This is a genomic window from Herbaspirillum sp. NPDC087042 (assembly GCF_044745245.1).
GTDB lineage: Bacteria > Pseudomonadota > Gammaproteobacteria > Burkholderiales > Burkholderiaceae_D > Herbaspirillum.
In genome coordinates this window covers 242,717-261,378 of the sequence record NZ_JBIUZW010000008.1, presented here as the reverse complement: position 1 = coordinate 261,378, position 18,662 = coordinate 242,717, and the positions used below count along the sequence as shown (strand labels likewise).

Genomic DNA, 18,662 nt, shown 5'->3' with positions numbered 1-18,662 from the left:
GAACCCTTGCCGATGTCGGTACGGGCGCAGATCCGGGTCGGGTTGTCGGCCAGCTTGGCCTGGTGGATCGCGGCGCTGACGGCTTCGACGTTGTGGCCGTCCACGGCCGGGATGACGTTCCAGCCGTAGGCTTCGAAGCGCTTCGGGGTGTCGTCCTTGAACCAGCCTTCGACGTGGCCGTCGATGGAGATGCCGTTGTCGTCATACAGCACGATCAGCTTGGACAGGTTCAGCACGCCCGCCAGCGAGCAGGCTTCGTGGGAGATGCCTTCCATCAGGCAGCCGTCGCCGACGAAGGCGTAGGTGTAGTGATCCACCACGGACAGGCCGGGCTTGTTGAATTCGGCGGCCAGCAGCTTTTCGGCCAGCGCCATGCCCACGGCATTGGTGATGCCCTGGCCCAGCGGGCCGGTGGTGGTTTCCACGCCCGGGGTGATATGCACTTCGGGGTGGCCGGCGGTCTTGGAGTGCAGCTGACGGAAGTTCTTGATCTCTTCCATCGGCAGGTCGTAGCCGGTCAGGTGCAGCAGCGCGTATTGCAGCATGGAGCCGTGGCCGTTGGAGAGCACGAAACGGTCACGGTTGGCCCATTGCGGGTTGGCCGGGTTGTGACGATAGTGCTTGGCCCACAGGGCTACCGCGATTTCCGCCATCCCCATCGGCATGCCCGGGTGTCCGGAATTGGCTTTTTGAACTGCGTCCATCGCCAGCGCGCGGATCGCGTTGGCCATCTTGTCGGTGGGAAGAGTGGAAATCATGTCGATGTCTGAGAGTTGCTGGAGGCGCCGCCAGGCGCAAAAATCGGGTTCTGGAGCAAAAGCACCGGTCCCGGAAGCTCCGGGTCGGCGCGGGCCCGTATTTTACCAGAGTGCGCCCCGGGGATTAAAATTGGCGACCACTCCGATGACCGGATTGACAAGGTTTACCTCATTTTTTGACCCGCACCGCCTTCAGGACCCTGCCCATGCCCCGTTTCTTCCTCCCGCAAGCCCTGAGTATCGGTTCGGCGCTGCCCCTGCCCGACCAGATCACCCACCATATCCAGGTCCTGCGCCTGCAACCGGGCGATGCCATCACCCTCTTCAATGGCGAGGGCGGTGAATATACCGCCACCCTCAGCACCATCGAGAAGAAACGCGCCCACGCCGAGGTCAAGACCTTCTCGCCGCGCGAGGCCGAGTTGCCCTATGCCCTGACGCTGGCCCAGGCCCTGCCCGAGGCCTCCAAGATGGACTGGATCGTGGAAAAGGCCGTGGAACTGGGCGCCACCGCCCTGCAACCGCTGGCCGCACAGCGTTGCGTGGTGCGTCTGTCCGGCGAGCGCGCCGAGAAGAAGCAGGCGCACTGGCAAGGCATCATCCACTCGGCGGCCGAGCAGTGCGGCCGCAATCGCCTGCCCCATCTGGGCGAACTGGCCGACTTCAAACGCTGGATCGGCCAGAGCGACCTGCACCGCCGCATCCTGCTCTCGCCGCGCGGCGAGGAACCCTTGTCGGGCTGGGCGCGCCATCATCCGCCGCAAGCCGTGACCCTGATGGTCGGCCCCGAAGGCGGCTTCAGCGAGGAAGAAGAAGACCTTGCCTGCGCCCAGGGCGCCCTGATGCTGTCCATGGGCAGCCGCGTGCTGCGCACCGAGACCGCCGGACTGGCGGCATTGGCCGCCTTGAATGCGGTGTGGGGCGAGCTTTGATGGCGAGCTGCGGCCACTGATCTCCCTGGCGTGCCGGTTTACCGTGCACGCCCCGCCCCCTTCCGGTCTGGAAACGTACAAAAACAGCGCAAACCTCACCAATTTGTCTCGTTGACAAATACTGCCCGTTGCCCGGCAACACCATGCCGCGCCGCAAGACTGGCCGCAAACCCGCTCCCCATCTGACTCCAGCTCTACCCGCCAGGCTCCCCGGCCAGCCTGGCACGCCTTCTGCTTAAAGATATTCAATCTTGTATTCAAGTTTGAATATCCAAAATGACCGCTACCCAGACCCCCTACCCAAGCAGCGCCGAGGCCCCCGCCCCGACCACCATCGCCGCCACGCTGGCGGCTTACCGGGAGGGCCGCAGCACGCCCGGCAAGACCGTCGCCGAGTTGCTGGCGCGCATCGACAGCGCCGGCCGCGATGAAGTCTGGATCAGTCGCGTACCGGCCAAGCAACTCAAACAGCAGGCCGCCGCGCTGGACCTGATGTGGCAGATCAAGGGCGAGGCCGTGCTGGAGAGCATGCCCCTGTTCGGCATCCCCTTCGCGGTCAAGGACAACATCGACGTGGCCGAGATGACCACCACCGGCGCCTGCCCCGAGTTCGGCCGCCTGGCGACCGACAGCGCCACCGTGGTGCAACGCCTGCAGGCGGCCGGCGCGCTGCTGGTGGGCAAGACCAACCTGGACCAGTTCGCGACCGGCCTGGTGGGCGTGCGCTCGCCCTATGGCGCGGTACGCAATGCGATCGACCCGCAGTTTGTCTCCGGCGGCTCCAGCTCCGGTTCGGCCGTGGCGGTGGCGCTGGGCCAGGTGATGTTTTCGCTGGGTACCGATACGGCCGGTTCGGGCCGCGTACCGGCAGCCTTCAACCATCTGGTGGGCCTGAAGCCGACCAAGGGCTTGATCAGCGCACGCGGGCTGGTGCCGGCCTGTCGCACCCTGGATTGCATCTCCATCTTCGCCCACGACGTGGCCGATGCCTGGCGCGTCTTGCACAGCGCCGCCGGCTTTGACGCCGAGGATGGCTATTCGCGGCGGCCGGCGATGCTGGGCGTGAAGCGGCGCGGCTATCGCATCGCCATCCCCGACCATTGCGAGTTCTATGGCGATGCGGTGGCCCAGGAAGCCTGGGAACGCACCCTGGCACGACTTTCCGCCCTGCCCGGTGTGAGCCTGGTGACCATCCCCTATGCCCCCTTCAGCGATGCCGCACAGTTGCTGTATCAGGGCCCCTGGGTGGGCGAACGCCGCGCCGCGCTGGGCGACTTCTTCGTGGAGAACCCGCAAGCCATCCACCCGGTGGTGCGCCAGATCACTGCGCAAGCCGACCAATACGACGCGGTGGATGCCTTCAACGCCCAATACCGCCTGGCCGATCTGAGGCGCGAAGCAGAAAACCTGCTGGCCGGCAGCGACCTGATGCTGGTGCCCACCACCACCACCTTCCCGACCATCGCCGAGGTCCAAGCCGATCCGGTGGTGCGCAATTCCCAACTGGGCTACTACACCAACTTCGTCAACCTGATGGACATGGCGGCGCTGGCCATCCCGGGCGTCTGGCGTCGCGACGGCCTGCCCGCCGGCGTGACCCTGATCGGCCCGGCCGGCGCCGATCACCTGCTGGCCGAGGCCGGCGCGCGCTTCCAGCAGCAACTGGGCGGTGCCGCCCAGGGCGATGCCATCGCCGCCGCCCCTCTGCCCTTCAACGAAACCACCATCAAGGTCTGCGTGGTCGGCGCCCATCTCAGCGGCCAGCCCCTGAACTGGCAATTGCTGGAAGCCGGCGCATGCCGCGTGGCCGTCACCCGCACCGCCGCGCACTACCGTCTCTACGCGCTGGCCGGCACCACCCCGCCCAAGCCCGGCCTGGCCCGCACCGACGGCGAAGGTGCCGCCATCGCGGTGGAAGTGTGGGAGATGCCGCTGCGCCAGTTCGGTGGCTTCGTGGCGGCCATTCCGGTGCCGCTGGGCATCGGCACGGTGGAGCTGGCCGACGGCAGCAGCGTCAAGGGCTTCATCTGCGAACCGGCCGGCATCGCCAGCGCCACCGACATCACCCACCACGGCGGCTGGGTCCACTACCTCGATTCGCTGCACTGACACCTCACTACGGAGCTGCTCATGAAAAAGACCACCCCATCCGCTGTCCACCACACCAGCCGTCGCCGCTTCATCGCCAGGGCCGGTGCGGTGGCCGCGACCGCCGCCATCGCGGGCGCCCCCGCCATCCTGCGCGCCCAGACCGTCCCCATCCGCATCGGCTACTGGCCGGTGGCGGCCGGCCTGCCCTTCTTCGCCGCCGTGGAAGCGGGTTATTTCAAGCAGGCCGGACTGGACGTGCAGGCGCTCAAGTTCGCCGGCGCCCAGCAGGTGATGGAAGCCATGCTGGCGGGTCGTGCCGATGGCTCGGCCAACGGCACCGGGGCGGGCAACCTGGCCATCGGCGAACTGGCGCAGCCCGGCCTGTTCAAGATCTTCGCCACCAATCCCAGCAATGCCAAGTACGTGCTGGATGAATTCCTGGTGCCCAAGGACAGCCCGGTGAAGTCGATCGCCGAGCTCAAGGGCAAGAAGGTCGCCTCCGGCCCCGGCATCCAGAACGTCACGCTGGCCAAGACCGTGCTGGAACGGGCCGGTGCCACCGGCGCCACCGTGGTGGAACTGCCCATCGGTCAGCATGTGGCCTCGCTGGCGGCCGGCCAGGTCGATGCCGCCTACACGCTGGAGCCGACCGGCACCGTCGGACGCATGAGCAACAGTACCCGCGTACTGGAAGCCGGCGTGATCGCCAAGTACATCCTGGGTGATCCCATGGCGCCCTGGCATGGCGGCGCGGCGGCACTGACCACCGACTTCATCAAGCAGCACCCGGAGCTGGCCCGCAAATACATCGCCGCCTATGCACGCGGCATCGAACTGGTGCGCAGCAATCCCGACCAGGCCCGTACTTACCTGAAGGGCTACACCGCCATCGAAGGGGCGCTGACCAAGGAAGTGCCGCTGGCGTCCTACATGCTCTACAACGAGTTCAAGCCCAGCGATATCGCCTACTTCCAGAAGTTCTACGACCTGTTCGTCGACAAGGGGGTGTTCTCGCAACGCATCGTGGTCGACAACCTGATCTACAAGGGCTGAGGCCATCATGAACGATACCGTCGCTCCTTCCGTGACCGTGGCTGCGGTCACGCCGCCCACGGCTGCCCCGGCCCCTACTGCGGCCCGCAAGCCACGCAAGCGCGCCATGCTGGGCCGCCTGCTCCCCCTCATCGGCCCGGTTGCGCTGTTCGTGGTGTGGGACCTGGTGGTGCGCGCCGGCTGGATCAAGGCCATCCTGCTGCCGCCCCCGGAGGCGACGCTCATGGCCATGGTCAAGGGCCTGGCCGGTGGCCCGCTGCTGCTGGACTTCAGCGTCACCGTCCTGCGCACGCTGGAAGCCTTTGCCATCGCGGCCGTGCTGGGCCTGCCCATCGGTGTGCTGCTGGGCAGCAACGAGCGCGCCTATCGCAGCGTCGAATTCCTGATCGATTTCTTCCGCTCCACGCCCTCGTCGGCGCTGATCCCGCTGTTCCTGCTGATCTTCGGTGTCTCCGACATCAACAAGGTCGCCATCGCCGCCTTCGGCGCCTTCCTGATCGTGCTCTTCAACAGCGCCTATGGCGTGCTCAATGCGCGCAAGCAGCGGGTGATGGCGGCCAAGGTCATGGGTGCCTCGCGCTGGCGCATCTTCTGCGATGTGCTGGTCTGGGAAAGCCTGCAAGCCAGTTTCGTGGGCTTGCGCAGCGCGGTCTCGATGGCCCTGGTGATCGTGATCGTGGCCGAGATGTTCATCGGCTCCGAGAACGGCCTGGGTCACCGCATCATCGACACCCAGCAAGTCCTGAACGTGCGCGAGATGTATGCCGCCATCCTCTCGGCCGGCGCACTCGGTTACGTGTTGAACGTGGTCTTCATCATCATCGAAAAACGGTTCGTCCACTGGAGCGGAAGATGAGCGTCGTGATCAGTCCCAAGATAGACCTGCCCCCGGAAGTCCCCTTCCTGCCGGGACCGCCGGGCACCCACATCACCATTCGCGGCCTCACCAAGCATTTCGCCGGCTGGCCGCTGTACGAGAATTTCGACCTGGACATCCCCAAGCACCAGATCGTCTCGGTCTTCGGCCCCAATGGCTGCGGCAAGTCCACGCTGATCAACATGATCGCCGGGCTCATCCCCATCGATGCCGGCCAGATCCTGTTTGACGGCAAGTCGCTGGCGCAGACCAAGATCGGCTACGTGTTCCAGAACTACCGCGATGCCATGTTCCCCTGGCTGCGCACCATCGACAACATCGCCTATCCCCTGAAGCTGGAAGGCAAGTCCAAGGCCGAGATCAAGCACCGGGTCGATGAACTGGTAGCGTCCTTCGATGTGAAGTTCGACCTGATGCGCTATCCCTATGAACTCTCGGGCGGGCAACAGCAGACCGCCTCCATCATGCGCGCCCTGGCGCCGGGACCGGAGGTGCTGTTCCTGGACGAGCCCTTCTCGGCGCTGGACTTCGAGATGACGCTGTTCATCCGCGAAAAGCTGCAACAGGTCTTCATGCAGACCGGCACCACGATGGTGCTGGTATCGCACGACCTGGAAGAAGCGGTCTACCTGGCCGACCAGATCCTGCTGCTGACCAAGCGCCCGACGGCGGTGGCAGACATCTTGCATTACCAGGATGCGCGACCGCGCACGGTGGAGACGCTGTCGCAGGCGAGCTTCATCGCGGCCAAGAAGCTTTCCATGGAGATCTTCCAGCGCGAAGTCCGCAAGCCGGCGCGCATGCAGGCGCCGGGCACGCTGGCGCTGTCCTGATCCGTACGCAGTGATCCCCCACCACCCACGTTCTCATTGGAGCGCAACAACATGAAAAACCGCCGCGATTTCCTGAAACTCTCCGGTGCCGCCGCCCTGGGCGCCGCCTTCCCGCTGGATCTGCTGGCCGCCGGTCCCCTGACCGTGGGCTTCATCTACGTCGGCGCGCGCGATGACTTCGGCTACAACCAGTCGCATGCACAGGCCGCCGCCATCATCAAGAAGATGCCGGGCGTGAAGGTGATCGAGGAAGAAAAGGTGCCCGAGACCGTGGCCGTGCAAAAGACCATGGAAGCCATGATCCAGCAGGACGGCGCCACGCTGCTGTTCCCGACTTCCTTCGGCTACTTCGACCCGCATGTGCTCAAGATCGCCGAGAAATATCCCAAGGTCCGCATCGCCCACTGTGGCGGCCTGTGGACGGCCGGCAAGCACCCCATGAACGTGGGCAGCTTCTTCGGCTACATCGAGGAATGCGAATACCTCTCCGGCGTGGTCGCCGGCCATATGAGCAAGAGCAAGAAGCTGGCCTTCATCGCCGCCAAGCCGATCCCGCAGGTGCTGCGCAACATCAACGCCTTCACGCTGGGCGCGCAATCGGTCGATCCGGCCATCACCTGCCACGTCATCTTCACCGGTGACTGGTCGCTGCCGGTGAAGGAAGCCGAAGCCGCCAATAGCCTCATCGACCAGGGCTGCGACGTCATCACCTGTCACGTCGATGGCCCCAAGGTGATCGTCGAGACTGCCGAGAAGCGCGGCATCATGACCACCGGCTACCACGCCAGCCAGGCCGCGCTGGCGCCCAAGGGCTACCTCACGGGCGCGGAGTGGAACTGGGCCACGCCCTACACCGAGATCGTCAAGGCCACGCTGGAGGGCAAGCCCATGATCAACTTCCTGCGCGGCGGCCTGAAGGATGACTTCGTCAAGATGTCGCCCTATGGCGCGGCCGTGAGTGCCCCGGCCAAGAAGAAGGCCGATGAGATCAAGGCCCAGATGCTGGCCGGCAAGTTCCAGATCTTCAAGGGACCGATCAAGGACAACAAGGGCAATACCGTGATCCCGGCCGGCACTACCCAGGTCCAGACCGACGTGGCGCTGGAGAAGATGAATTACCTGGTGGCCGGCGTGGTCGGCCAGGTCTGATCCCCACTTGCAGGACGGTGCCATGACTTCCATCACTGCTCCCGCCGAGGCAGGTCCGGCGCGCTGGACGCCCCGCAGGCTGCGCTCGGCCCTGTTCAACGGCGCCGCTCCGACGCTGCCGACCCTGTGCGCGCTGGCCGGCACGCTGCTGCTGTTCGTGCTGTTCCTGCTGGTGCAGGGCAAACCGGCGGGCGAGGCCTGCCTGCTGATCTTCCAGGGAGCCTTCGGCACCCTGTTCGCCTGGCAGAACACGCTGCAACGCGCCGCGCCCCTGTTGTTGACGGCGCTGTGCGTGGCGCTGCCGGCGCGGGTGGGCCTGATCGTCATCGGTGGCGAAGGCGCGCTGGCGCTGGGCGGGCTGGCCGCGGCGGTGATGCCGCAACTGCTGCCGGCCCTGCCCTCGATCCCGATGCTGGTGCTCATGGCACTGGCGGCGATGCTGGCCGGTGGCCTGTGGATCGCGCTGTGCGGCGCGCTGCGCCAGTGGCGCGGTGTCAACGAGACCATCTCCAGCCTCTTGCTGTCCTATCTGGCCGTGGCGCTGTTCAAGCATCTGGTGGAGGGGCCGCTGCGCGATCCGGCCAGCCTCAACAAACCCTCGACCCTGCCATTGCCCGATCCCTACCTGGTGGGTTCGCTGCCCGGCCTGGAAGTGCACTGGGGCCTGGCCTGGGGCGCCATCGCCTGCGTCGCGGCCTGGGTATTGCTGCGCCATAGCGTCACCGGCTTTGCCATGGGCGTGGTCGGCGGCAATGTCCGCACGGCGCGACTGGTCGGGCTGCCGGTCAATCGCCTGGTCCTGACGGCCTGCGCCCTCGGTGGCGCAGCCGCCGGGCTGGCGGGCCTCTTCGAGGTCAGTGCCGTGCAGGGCAGCGCCACCAGCGCGCTGCTGGCCGGCTACGGCTTCTCGGGCATCCTGGTGGCGTTCGCGGCGCGCCAGAACCCGCTGGCCATCATCGTCTGCGCGATCGTCATCGGCGGCGTCGAGGCCAGCGGCAGCCTGCTGCAGCGCCGGCTCGACCTGCCCGACGCCACCACCCTGGTGCTGCAGGGCCTGCTGTTCTGCAACCTGCTGACCTGGGAAGCGATCACCGGACGCCTGGCCGCGCTGAAGCTGCGCTGGCAGGCACAGGCGCAGGCCATCCCGGCCAAGGAGCTGCCCCATGCATGACATCGACTACGCAACCCTGTTGCTGGCCCTGTTTGCCGGCGCGATCCGGGTCGGCACGCCCTTCCTCTTCGTCAGCCTGGGAGAATGCCTGACCGAGAAAGGCGGCCGCGTGAACCTGGGCCTGGAAGGCATCCTGGTGGCCGGCGCCATGACCGGCTATGCCGCCTCCTTCTACACCGGATCAGCCTGGCTGGGCGTACTGGCGGCGGGCTGTTCGGGCCTGTTGCTGGGCACGCTGCACGGCGTGGTGTGCTCGCTGCCACGGGTCAATGACATCGCCTTCGGCATTGCGCTCATGCTGCTGGGGACCGGCCTGGCCTTCTTCCTGGGCAAGCCCTTCATCCAGCCCCAGGCAGCGATGCTGCCCTCGCTCGACCTGGGCGCCTGGAGCAGCAACGCGCGCCTGCACCACGCGCTGCAGATCAATGCCCTGTTCTTCGTCGGCGTGGTGCTGGCGCTGCTGCTGCAATGGGGCCTGTCAGCCACGCGCTGGGGACTGGCCTTGCGACTGGTCGGCGACCATGCCGAGACGGCCCGCGCGCTGGGCTATCGCATCGTCGGCACGCGTATCGCCGCCACCGCAGCCGGCGGCTTCCTGGCCGCCGTCGGTGGCGCCTACCTGTCGCTGTACTACCCCGGCAGCTGGAACGAGGGACTCTCCAGCGGCCAGGGCCTGATGGCCGTCGCCCTGGTGATCTTCGCGCGCTGGCAACCGTGGCGCTGCCTGCTGGCGGCGCTGCTGTTCGGCGCCGCCGGCGCGCTCGGCCCGGCGCTGCAGGCAGTGGGCGTGACCTCCGGTTACTACCTCTTCAATGCCGCGCCCTATGCGCTCACGCTCTTGATCATGATCCTCACCTGCCGCCCCGATCGCACGCTCTCCAGCGCCCCGGGCGAACTGAGCCTGACCCGATAATTCACCAAGGAGCCACCATGTCCGAACTCTTCATCCAGGCCGAACCCTATCCCTGGCCCTACGATGGCGCGCTCACCCCGGCCAATACCGCGCTGATCGTCATCGACATGCAAACCGACTTCTGCGGCATCGGCGGCTACGTCGACAAGATGGGTTATGACCTCTCGCTCACGCGCGCGCCCATCGCGCCGATCAAGCGCGTGCTGGCCGCCATGCGTGCCGGTGGCTACACCATCATCCACACGCGCGAAGGCCATCGCCCCGACCTCTCCGACCTGCCCGCCAACAAGCGCTGGCGCTCACGCCAGATCGGCAGCAACGGCGTGGGCATCGGCGACCCCGGTCCCTGTGGACGCATCCTGGTGCGCGGCGAACCGGGCTGGGAGATCATCCCGGAACTGGCCCCCATCGCGGGCGAAATCATCATCGACAAACCCGGCAAGGGTTCCTTCTGCGCCACCGACCTGGAGCTGGTCCTGCACACGCGCGGCATCCGCAACATCGTGCTGACCGGCATCACCACCGATGTCTGCGTGCATACCACCATGCGTGAAGCCAACGACCGTGGCTTCGAGTGCGTGATGCTGGCCGACTGCTGCGGCGCGACCGACCACGGCAACCACCTGGCGGCGCTGTCGATGATCAAAATGCAGGGTGGCGTGTTTGGCGCGGTGTCGAACTCGGCCGCGCTGATCGATGTGATCGGGCAGTGATCATGCACGCGCTTGAGCTGGAGATCCTCGGGGCCGGCAAGTCCTTCGGCGCGTTCCGGGCGCTGGACGAGGTGTCGCTGAAGATCCGCGCCGGCACCATCCATGCGCTGCTGGGCGAGAACGGCGCCGGCAAGAGCACCCTGGTCAAGGGACTGGTGGGCTATAGCCCGCTGGACCAGGGCAGCATCGTGGCCGATCGCCGCGAAGTCGAGATCCGTGGTCCACGGGTTCCCCATCAACTCGGCATCGGCATGGTCTACCAGCACTTCACGCTGGCGCCCAGCCTGACGGTGGCCGAAAACCTGCTGCTGGCGCGGGGCGACCTGCCTTGGCGCATCCGCTGGCGCGGCGAGCGCGCAGCGCTGGACGAATTCATGGCGGCCATGCCCTTCCGGCTGGCGCTGGATCGTGTGGTCAGCAGCCTGTCCGCCGGCGAGAAGCAGAAGCTGGAAATCCTCAAGCAACTCTACCTGCGCCGTCGCCTGCTGATCCTGGATGAACCGACCTCGGTCCTGACACCCCAGGAAGCCGATGAAGTGCTGGGCCTGATGCACGCACTGACGCGCCAGCAGGAACTGACGGTCCTGATGATCACGCACAAGTTCCATGAAGTCACCGCCTACGCCGACGATGTGACCGTGCTGCGCAAGGGGCGTCTGGTATCCAGTGCCAGCGTGGCCGAGACCAGTCCCGATGAACTGGCGCACTGGATGATGGGCCATGCGCGCGAAGAAAAGACGGCGGTGGCGCGCGCCCCCGTCCCCGGCGACGCCACCATCGGCCTGGCGGTCAGCCAGCTCACCGTGAACAATGATCGTGGCGTGGCGGCGGTCCGTGCGCTGTCGCTGCAGGCCCGGCGCGGCGAGATCGTCGGCCTGGCCGGCATCTCCGGCAATGGCCAGAAGGAACTGGTGGAAGCCCTGCTGGGCCAGCGTCGCTACCTGCAGGGTGAGATCCACATCGATGGCGCACCCTATGCCGCCACCCGCGGCGAGATGCGCCGCCTGCGCGTGTTCGCGCTACCCGAGGAACCGCTGCGCAATGCCTGCATCCCCGGCCTGAGCGTGGCCGAGAACATGGCCTTGCGCAATTTCGATGTCGCCCCCTTCAAGCGCGGGGGCTGGCGCATCGACCGTGGCGCCATGAAACGCCAGGCACAGTCGCTGATCGCCGCCTTCAACGTCAAGCCGCCGGTCCCGGAACGGGCCATCGGCACGCTCTCCGGGGGCAACGTGCAGCGCGCCGTGCTGGCCCGGGAACTGGGCGAGCATGCCGATGCGGGCGCGGCCAATGTATTGATCGTCGCCAATCCGGTCTTCGGGCTGGACTTCGCCTCGGTCGCCGACATCCACGCCCGCCTGCTGCAAGCCCGCGCGCGCGGCGCGGCGGTGCTGCTGGTGAGCGAGGACCTGGACGAATTGCTGGAATTGTCCGATCGCATCCTGGTGATGACCGAAGGGCGCATTGTCCACGAGGTGCGCGATGTCGCCACGCAAGGCGCCGACCGCGCCGCCCTGGGCCGCTGGATGGCCGGGCAGCATGAGCAACCTGAACACTGCGAGGCCGCATGATCCGTATCGACGCCATCCCCTATCCCTATCGTTTCCATCCCGGCAGCACGGCCCTGCTGGTGATCGACATGCAGCGCGACTTCGTCGAGGAAGGCGGTTTCGGCAGCGCCCTGGGCAATGACGTGCGTCCGCTGATGGCCATCGTGCCTGCCGTCGCGGCGCTGCTGCGACTGGCGCGTGAGGCCGGCATGCTGGTGGTGCACACGCGCGAATCGCACCTGCCCGATCTCTCCGATTGTCCGCGTGCCAAGCGCCTGCGCGGCAACCCCACGCTGGGCATCGGCGATGTCGGGCCGATGGGACGCATCCTGGTGCGCGGGGAGCCGGGCAACCAGATCCTGCCGCAACTGGCCCCCGTCGCCGGCGAGATCGTCATCGACAAGCCCGGCAAGGGCGCCTTCTACGCCACCGAGCTGCAGGCGCAATTGCAGCAACAGGGCATCACCCACCTGCTGGTGGCGGGCGTGACCACCGAGGTCTGCGTGCAGACCTCGATGCGTGAAGCCAATGACCGGGGCTACGAATGCCTGGTGATCGAGGATGCCTGCGCCAGCTACTTCCCCGCCTTCCATCAGGCCACGCTGGAGATGCTGACCGCCCAGGGCGGCATCGTCGGCTGGCGTGCCACGCTGGCGCAACTACAGGCGGCGGTCGCGGCCTATACCGGAGAACATCCATGATGCAAGTGAACCTGGCCCATGTGGTGGCCGAGGTCGAACAGGCCTTTGCCGACTACGAGTACGCCTTGCTGGTCAACGACATTGCCAGCCTGGACCGCTGGTTCTGGTATGCCCCGGCCACCGTCCGCTACGGTGTGGCCGAAGTGCTGCTGGGCGGCGAGGCCATCCGCCAGTACCGCAAGACCTGCACGCCCGTGCCGGCCTCGCGCAAGCTGCAGCGCACCGTTGTCACCACCTTCGGCACCGACTATGCTACGGTCTCCACCGAATTCACCGACCATACCTCCGACAGGATAGGCCGCCAGATGCAGACCTGGGTGCGCATGGACGAAGGCTGGCGCATCGTCGCCGCCCATGTCAGCCTGATGGCATGAGATCGCACTCCGAGAACACCAGAATGCCCGCACCATGACCGTCACCGTCGCCAACCCGCTCGCCGAACAGGTCTATCACCGGATCAAGGACGACATCTTCAGCTTCCGCCTGCTGCCGGGCGACAATTTCACCGAGACCGAGATGGCCGGCCGGCAAGGCGTCTCGCGCACGCCGCTGCGCGACGCGCTGTTCCGGTTGCAGCGCGAGGGCTACCTGGAGGTCGGCTTCCGGCGCGGCTGGAAGGTCTGCCCCATCGATTTCGACCGGCTCGACAATCTCTACGACCTGCGCATCGTGCTGGAGATGGCGGCGCTGGAAAAGCTGTGCAGCCTGCAGGAGCCTACCGCCGAGCTGGAGCAGCTCAATGCGATCTGGCTGGCCGCGCCCGAAGCCCGCGAATCCGACGCCGTCAGGGTGGCCGAACTGGACGAAGCCTTCCATACCAACCTGGTGGCCGCCGCCGGCAACCAGGAAATGACCCGGGTCCATACCGAGGTCACCGAAAAGATCCGCATCGTGCGCCGCCTGGACTTCCTCAAGAAGAAGCGCGTCGACGCTACCTACGAGGAACACGGCAAGATCCTGCAGCTGGTGGCCAAGCGGCGCGCCACCGAAGCCCAGATCCTGCTGCGCGCCCACATCACCCAGAGCAAGCTGGAAGTACGCAAGATCACCATCTGGATGCTGGCCGAAGCGCGCCAGCTACAGCAACCGGATAGCGCCGTGGCCCAGCGCTGAGCTCATTTATTGCAAAAATACAAATATTTCAGCTTGGAAATATGAAAACTGGCGCCTGATCCCGCGCCGGGCCGCTTGATGATGGCGATCCCGCCACCAATTAAAAGAAAGCCTCCGAAACCATTTATAATGGAAGGCTTTTGCAACAGCGCATCTTTCCAGCGGCTCAATGAAGGTATTTCGCGGACTTCCCACTGCCGAATCGCGCGCCCCGTGCGCGCTGACCATCGGCAACTTCGACGGCGTGCATCTCGGCCACCAGGCCTTGCTGGCGCGCGTGCGCGAGGCCGCCGGCAGCCTGGGCCTGGACGCGGCGGTGATGACCTTCGAGCCACATCCGCGTGAATTCTTTGCCCAGCTGGCCGGCACTCCCGAGCGCGCCCCGGCGCGTATCGCCAACCTGCGCGACAAGCTGCAGTCGCTGGCCGACTCCGGCATCGATCGCGTCGTGGTGGAACATTTCAGCAGCCATTTCGCGGCCCTCTCGCCGCAGGACTTCATCGAGAAGATCCTGGTGCAGGGCCTGCACGTGCGCTGGCTGATGGTGGGTGACGACTTCTGCTTTGGCGCCCGTCGCGCCGGCACGCTCGCCACCCTCATCGAAGCCGGCCGCCAGCATGGCTTTGAAGTGCATTCCCTGCCCACGGTGACCAATGCCGGTGTACGCATCTCTTCCTCGGCCGTGCGCGCGGCGCTGGCCGAAGGCGATTTCGATCTGTCGCGCCAGTTGCTGGGCCACGCCTACGCCATCAGCGGTCGCGTGGTGCACGGCAAGAAGCTGGGCCGCACCATCGGCTTCCCCACCCTGAACATGCGGGTCGGCCACAAGCGCCCCGCCCTCTCCGGCATCTTCGTGGTGCAGGTGCATGGCCTGGGTGAGCAGCCCTTGCCGGCCGTGGCCAGCCTGGGCGTGCGCCCGACCGTGGATGACAGCGGCCGCGTCCTGCTGGAAACCCATCTGCTGGACTTCCAGGGCGATTGCTACGGCAAGCTGGTGCGCGTGGAATTCCTCAAGAAGCTGCGCGACGAGGAAAAGTACGTGGACCTGCCCACGCTGACCGCCGCCATCGCCCGCGACGTCGACCACGCGCGTGCCTGGTTCCGCGAAAGCGCCGGCTTCGCCGTCTCGGCCACCGACCGAATTTGAACGCTGGGCGGCTGCCGGAGCCCTGCTCCCGCAGCTGTCCAGCCGCCCCATCCTTGCATCTTGCCGGCCCGCCTTGCGCTGTGCCTGGCGCCAGAATCAGCCAGAATCAACCAGCATCCAACGAAAGCTTTGTCATGTCCAATCAAGAATCTTCCGCCAAGCCCGGCAAACCGGAAAAAGCCGGCAAGGCGCCCTCCAAGTACCCGGTCAACATGACCGAGACCGCCTTCCCCATGCGCGGCGACCTGGCCAAGCGCGAGCCGCAATGGGTCAAGCAGTGGCAGGAGAAGAAGGTCTACGAGCGCATCCGCAAGGCTTCGGCCGGCCGCCCCAAGTTCATCCTGCATGACGGCCCGCCGTATGCCAACGGCGAGATCCACCTGGGCCACGCCGTCAACAAGATCTTGAAGGACATGATCGTCAAGGCCCGCAACATGGCCGGCTTCGACGCGCAATACGTGCCGGGCTGGGATTGCCACGGCATGCCCATCGAGATCCAGATCGAAAAGAAGTACGGCAAGAACCTGCCGGTGGCCGAAGTGCAAGCCAAGGCACGCGCCTATGCCAATGAACAGATCGCCTTGCAGAAGAAGGATTTCATCCGCCTGGGCGTGCTGGGTGAATGGGACAACCCCTACAAGACCATGAACTTCTCCAACGAAGCCGATGAGCTGCGCGCGCTCGGCACGATCCTGGAGAAGGGCTATGTCTACCGTGGCTTGAAGCCCGTGAACTGGTGCTTCGACTGCGGCTCGGCCCTGGCCGAAGCGGAAGTCGAATACCAGGACAAGCGCGACCCCGCCATCGACGTCGGCTTCCCCTTCGCCGAACACGACAAGCTGGCCACCGCCTTCGGCCTAGCCGAACTGCCCACCCGCAACGGCTACATCGTCATCTGGACCACCACGCCCTGGACCATCCCGTCCAACCAGGCACTGAACGTCCACCCCGAATTCGACTACGCACTGGTCGAGACCACCCGCAACGGCGAGCCGCTGCTGCTGATCCTGGCCAAGGATCTGGTCGAGTCCTGCCTGCAGCGCTTCGGCCTGGAAGGCAAGATCATCGCCACCACCACCGGCGAGAAACTCTCGCTGATCCGCTTCCATCACCCGCTGGCCAAGGCCGACGCCGGCTACGACCGTCTCTCGCCGATCTACCTGGGCGACTACGTGACCGCCGACAGCGGTACCGGCATCGTGCACTCGGCACCGGCCTACGGTATCGAAGACTTCGTCTCCTGCAAGGCGCACGGGATGAAGGATGACGACATCCTCAACCCGGTCATGGGCGATGGCCGCTATGCCTCCTGGCTGCCGCTGTTTGCCGGCCTGACCATCTGGGAAGCCTCCAAGCCCATCTGCGCCAAGCTGGAAGAAGTAGGTTCGCTGTTCAAGCTGGTCATGTTCGACCACAGCTACATGCACTGCTGGCGCCACAAGACCCCCATCGTCTACCGCGCCACCTCGCAGTGGTTCGCCAGCATGGACAACACGCCCAAGGATGGCGGCCCCAGCCTGCGCCAGACCGCGCTGCAAGGCATCGAGGACACCGCCTTCTTCCCCGGCTGGGGCAAGGCGCGCCTGCACGGCATGATCGCCAACCGTCCGGACTGGACGCTGTCGCGCCAGCGCCAGTGGGGCGTGCCGATGGCCTTCTTCGTGCACAAGGAAACCGGCCAGCTGCACCCGCGCACGCCCGAGCTGCTGGAACAGATCGCCCAGCGCATCGAGCAAGGCGGCATCGAAGCCTGGCAGGCACTCGACCCCAAGGAATTGCTGGGCGACGAGGCCGACCAGTACCAGAAGAACAAGGACACGCTGGACGTCTGGTTCGACTCCGGTTCGACCCATCAGACCGTGCTGCGCGGCTCGCACAAGCAGGAGTTGCAGTTCCCGGCCGATCTCTACCTGGAAGGCTCGGACCAGCACCGTGGCTGGTTCCACTCCTCGCTCTTGACCTCGGCGATGTTGAACGGCCGGGCGCCCTACAAGGCCCTGCTCACGCACGGCTTCGTGGTCGACGGCGAAGGCCGCAAGATGTCCAAGTCGCTCAAGAACGGCGTGGAACCGCAAAAGGTGGCCGACTCGCTGGGCGCGGAAATCCTGCGCCTGTGGGTCGCCTCCAGCGACTACTCCGGCGAGATCTCGATCTCGGACGAAATCCTGAAGCGCGTCACCGAGGCCTATCGCCGCATCCGCAACACCCTGCGCTTCCTGCTGGCCAACACCTCCGACTTCGACCCGGCGCAACACGCGGTGCCGATGGCCGAGCTGCTGGAGATCGACCGCTACGCCATCGCCAACATGGCGCGCCTGCAGGGCGAGGTGCTGGCGCACTTCGAGACCTACGAATTCCACCCGGTGGTGGCCAAGCTGCAGATGTACTGCTCGGAAGACCTGGGTGGCTTCTACCTGGACATCCTCAAGGACCGCCTCTACACCAGCGGTGTGGATTCGGCGGCCCGCCGTTCGGCACAGACCGCGATCTGGCATATCAGCCAGTCGCTGCTGCGCCTGATGGCGCCGATCCTGTCCTTCACCGCCGAGGAAGCCTGGAGCTTCTTCGCCGACCAGGAAGCCTTCGCCCAGAGCGGCGAGACCATCTTCTCGCAGACCTACTACGCCCTGCCCGAGGTGGGCGATGCCGAGGCCCTGCTGGCCAAGTTCGCCGTGCTGCACGAAGTGCGTGCGACTGTGACCAAGCAGCTGGAAGAAGTGCGTATTGCCGGCAGCATCGGCTCCTCCCTGCAAGCCGAGGTGGAACTGAAGGTGTCGGACGAAAAGGCTGCCCTGCTGGAAAGCCTGGGGGACGACCTGAAGTTCGTGCTCATCACCTCCGCCGCGCAAGTCACCCGCGTGGCGTCGGTGGAAGAAGAAGCCGTGGTCGTCACTCCGTCGACCCATCAGAAATGTGAACGTTGCTGGCACTATCGCGCCGATGTCGGGTCTCATGCCGAGCACCCCGGCCTGTGCGGTCGCTGCCACGCCAACCTGTTCGGCCAGGGCGAGCAGCGTCGCTTCGCCTGATCCGTCCGGTCTGGCCTGAAAGCCACCCGCAGCGCCAACGCGCCGCGGGCGGCCCACTCAAAGAACAACACCCATGGCAACCAAAAAGCGCTCCTCCTCTTCCAGTTCCGTGTCGTCCGCCCAGGGGCTCCTGCCCTGGCTGGGCATCGCCACCATCGTGCTGCTGCTGGACCAGCTCAGCAAGATCACCATCCTGAAACTGTTCCACTACGGCGAATCGCTGCCCGTGACGGGGTTCTTCAACCTCGTCCTGGTGTACAACAAGGGCGCAGCCTTCAGCTTCCTGGCGGCCAGCGGTGGCTGGCAACGCTATCTCTTCACCGCCATCGGCATCGGTGCGGCCGTGTTCATCATCCACCTGCTGCGCAAGCATCCCGGCCAGCGCATGTTCTGCTGGGCGCTGGCACTGATCCTGGGCGGCGCCATCGGCAACGTGATCGACCGCGTGGTCTATGGGCATGTGATCGATTTCCTCGACGTCTTTGTCGGCAACTGGCACTGGCCGGCCTTCAACCTGGCCGATAGTGCGATTTGCGTAGGTGCGGTATTGTTCGTGGTTGACGAACTGCGCCGGGTGTCAAAGAAGTAAGCAAGCAAGAAGTAAGAAGCCGTCGCAAGGCTGGGTGCACGCG

General features: G+C 65.8%; 18 protein-coding genes. 16 read left to right on the top strand and 2 right to left on the bottom strand.

Annotated features, from left to right (window positions below):
• The coding region (locus tag ACIPHN_RS13420) for a 1-deoxy-D-xylulose-5-phosphate synthase N-terminal domain-containing protein (protein WP_400436894.1) at positions 1–758 on the bottom strand (758 nt) is incomplete at its 3' end.
• A 206-nt stretch (positions 759–964) separates the two neighbouring features.
• On the opposite strand from ACIPHN_RS13420, the gene ACIPHN_RS13415 reads away from it, so the two are divergent.
• The 13 genes from ACIPHN_RS13415 (at position 965) to ACIPHN_RS13355 (ending at position 13,854) form a co-directional block, all read left to right on the top strand.
• A complete protein-coding gene (locus ACIPHN_RS13415; protein WP_400436893.1) occupies positions 965–1,690 on the top strand; it encodes a 16S rRNA (uracil(1498)-N(3))-methyltransferase in 726 nt (241 codons plus the stop codon).
• Between the two features lie 276 nt (positions 1,691–1,966).
• Complete coding sequence (gene atzF, locus ACIPHN_RS13410) at positions 1,967–3,799, top strand: allophanate hydrolase (protein WP_400436891.1); 1,833 nt, start codon at positions 1,967–1,969, stop codon at positions 3,797–3,799.
• Between the two features lie 21 nt (positions 3,800–3,820).
• Positions 3,821–4,834: an ABC transporter substrate-binding protein gene (locus ACIPHN_RS13405; protein ID WP_400436889.1), complete on the top strand. Its 1,014-nt coding sequence runs from the start codon at positions 3,821–3,823 to the stop codon at positions 4,832–4,834.
• Between the two features lie 7 nt (positions 4,835–4,841).
• Positions 4,842–5,690 carry an ABC transporter permease gene (locus ACIPHN_RS13400; RefSeq protein WP_400436887.1) on the top strand — a complete coding sequence of 283 codons (849 nt, stop codon included), beginning with the start codon at positions 4,842–4,844 and terminating at the stop codon, positions 5,688–5,690.
• The gene (locus ACIPHN_RS13395) at positions 5,687–6,544 is read left to right on the top strand and encodes an ABC transporter ATP-binding protein (protein ID WP_400436886.1); all 858 of its coding nucleotides are present in this window, start codon (positions 5,687–5,689) and stop codon (positions 6,542–6,544) included. The genes ACIPHN_RS13400 and ACIPHN_RS13395 overlap by 4 nt, the downstream gene beginning before the upstream one ends.
• Before the next feature lie 51 nt (positions 6,545–6,595).
• Positions 6,596–7,693 (top strand): BMP family ABC transporter substrate-binding protein, encoded by a 1,098-nt coding sequence (locus ACIPHN_RS13390; RefSeq protein ID WP_400436885.1) that lies wholly within the window; start codon positions 6,596–6,598, stop codon positions 7,691–7,693.
• A gap of 22 nt (positions 7,694–7,715) precedes the next feature.
• Positions 7,716–8,864, top strand: coding sequence for an ABC transporter permease (locus ACIPHN_RS13385; protein WP_400436884.1), 1,149 nt, complete (start codon positions 7,716–7,718; stop codon positions 8,862–8,864).
• Complete coding sequence (locus tag ACIPHN_RS13380) at positions 8,857–9,777, top strand: ABC transporter permease (RefSeq protein ID WP_400436883.1); 921 nt, start codon at positions 8,857–8,859, stop codon at positions 9,775–9,777. The genes ACIPHN_RS13385 and ACIPHN_RS13380 overlap by 8 nt, the downstream gene beginning before the upstream one ends.
• Positions 9,778–9,794: 17 nt before the next feature.
• On the top strand, positions 9,795–10,490 hold the full coding sequence (locus ACIPHN_RS13375; RefSeq protein WP_400436881.1) for a cysteine hydrolase family protein: 696 nt from the start codon (positions 9,795–9,797) through the stop codon (positions 10,488–10,490).
• A gap of 2 nt (positions 10,491–10,492) precedes the next feature.
• The gene (locus tag ACIPHN_RS13370) at positions 10,493–12,061 is read left to right on the top strand and encodes an ABC transporter ATP-binding protein (protein ID WP_400436879.1); all 1,569 of its coding nucleotides are present in this window, start codon (positions 10,493–10,495) and stop codon (positions 12,059–12,061) included.
• A complete protein-coding gene (locus tag ACIPHN_RS13365) occupies positions 12,058–12,741 on the top strand; it encodes a cysteine hydrolase family protein (protein WP_400436876.1) in 684 nt (227 codons plus the stop codon). The genes ACIPHN_RS13370 and ACIPHN_RS13365 overlap by 4 nt, the downstream gene beginning before the upstream one ends.
• The gene (gene hpxZ / locus ACIPHN_RS13360; protein WP_400436873.1) at positions 12,738–13,115 is read left to right on the top strand and encodes an oxalurate catabolism protein HpxZ; all 378 of its coding nucleotides are present in this window, start codon (positions 12,738–12,740) and stop codon (positions 13,113–13,115) included. Before ACIPHN_RS13365 ends, hpxZ begins: the two co-directional genes overlap by 4 nt.
• Before the next feature lie 34 nt (positions 13,116–13,149).
• Complete coding sequence (locus ACIPHN_RS13355) at positions 13,150–13,854, top strand: GntR family transcriptional regulator (RefSeq protein WP_400436871.1); 705 nt, start codon at positions 13,150–13,152, stop codon at positions 13,852–13,854.
• A 2-nt stretch (positions 13,855–13,856) separates the two neighbouring features.
• Here ACIPHN_RS13355 and ACIPHN_RS13350 read toward each other — a convergent pair whose 3' ends face one another.
• Positions 13,857–14,024 carry a hypothetical protein gene (locus ACIPHN_RS13350; RefSeq protein ID WP_400436868.1) on the bottom strand — a complete coding sequence of 56 codons (168 nt, stop codon included), beginning with the start codon at positions 14,022–14,024 and terminating at the stop codon, positions 13,857–13,859.
• Here ACIPHN_RS13350 and ACIPHN_RS13345 point away from each other — a divergent pair.
• The 3 genes from ACIPHN_RS13345 to lspA all read left to right on the top strand — a co-directional run bounded on the left by ACIPHN_RS13345 (position 14,024) and on the right by lspA (position 18,619).
• Complete coding sequence (locus ACIPHN_RS13345) at positions 14,024–15,001, top strand: bifunctional riboflavin kinase/FAD synthetase (RefSeq protein WP_400436867.1); 978 nt, start codon at positions 14,024–14,026, stop codon at positions 14,999–15,001. The genes ACIPHN_RS13350 and ACIPHN_RS13345 overlap by 1 nt on opposite strands.
• 134 nt (positions 15,002–15,135) lie before the next feature.
• Complete coding sequence (gene ileS, locus ACIPHN_RS13340; protein ID WP_400436865.1) at positions 15,136–18,030, top strand: isoleucine--tRNA ligase; 2,895 nt, start codon at positions 15,136–15,138, stop codon at positions 18,028–18,030.
• A 73-nt stretch (positions 18,031–18,103) separates the two neighbouring features.
• The gene (gene lspA, locus ACIPHN_RS13335; RefSeq protein WP_400436863.1) at positions 18,104–18,619 is read left to right on the top strand and encodes a signal peptidase II; all 516 of its coding nucleotides are present in this window, start codon (positions 18,104–18,106) and stop codon (positions 18,617–18,619) included.
• Positions 18,620–18,662 lie beyond the last annotated feature (43 nt).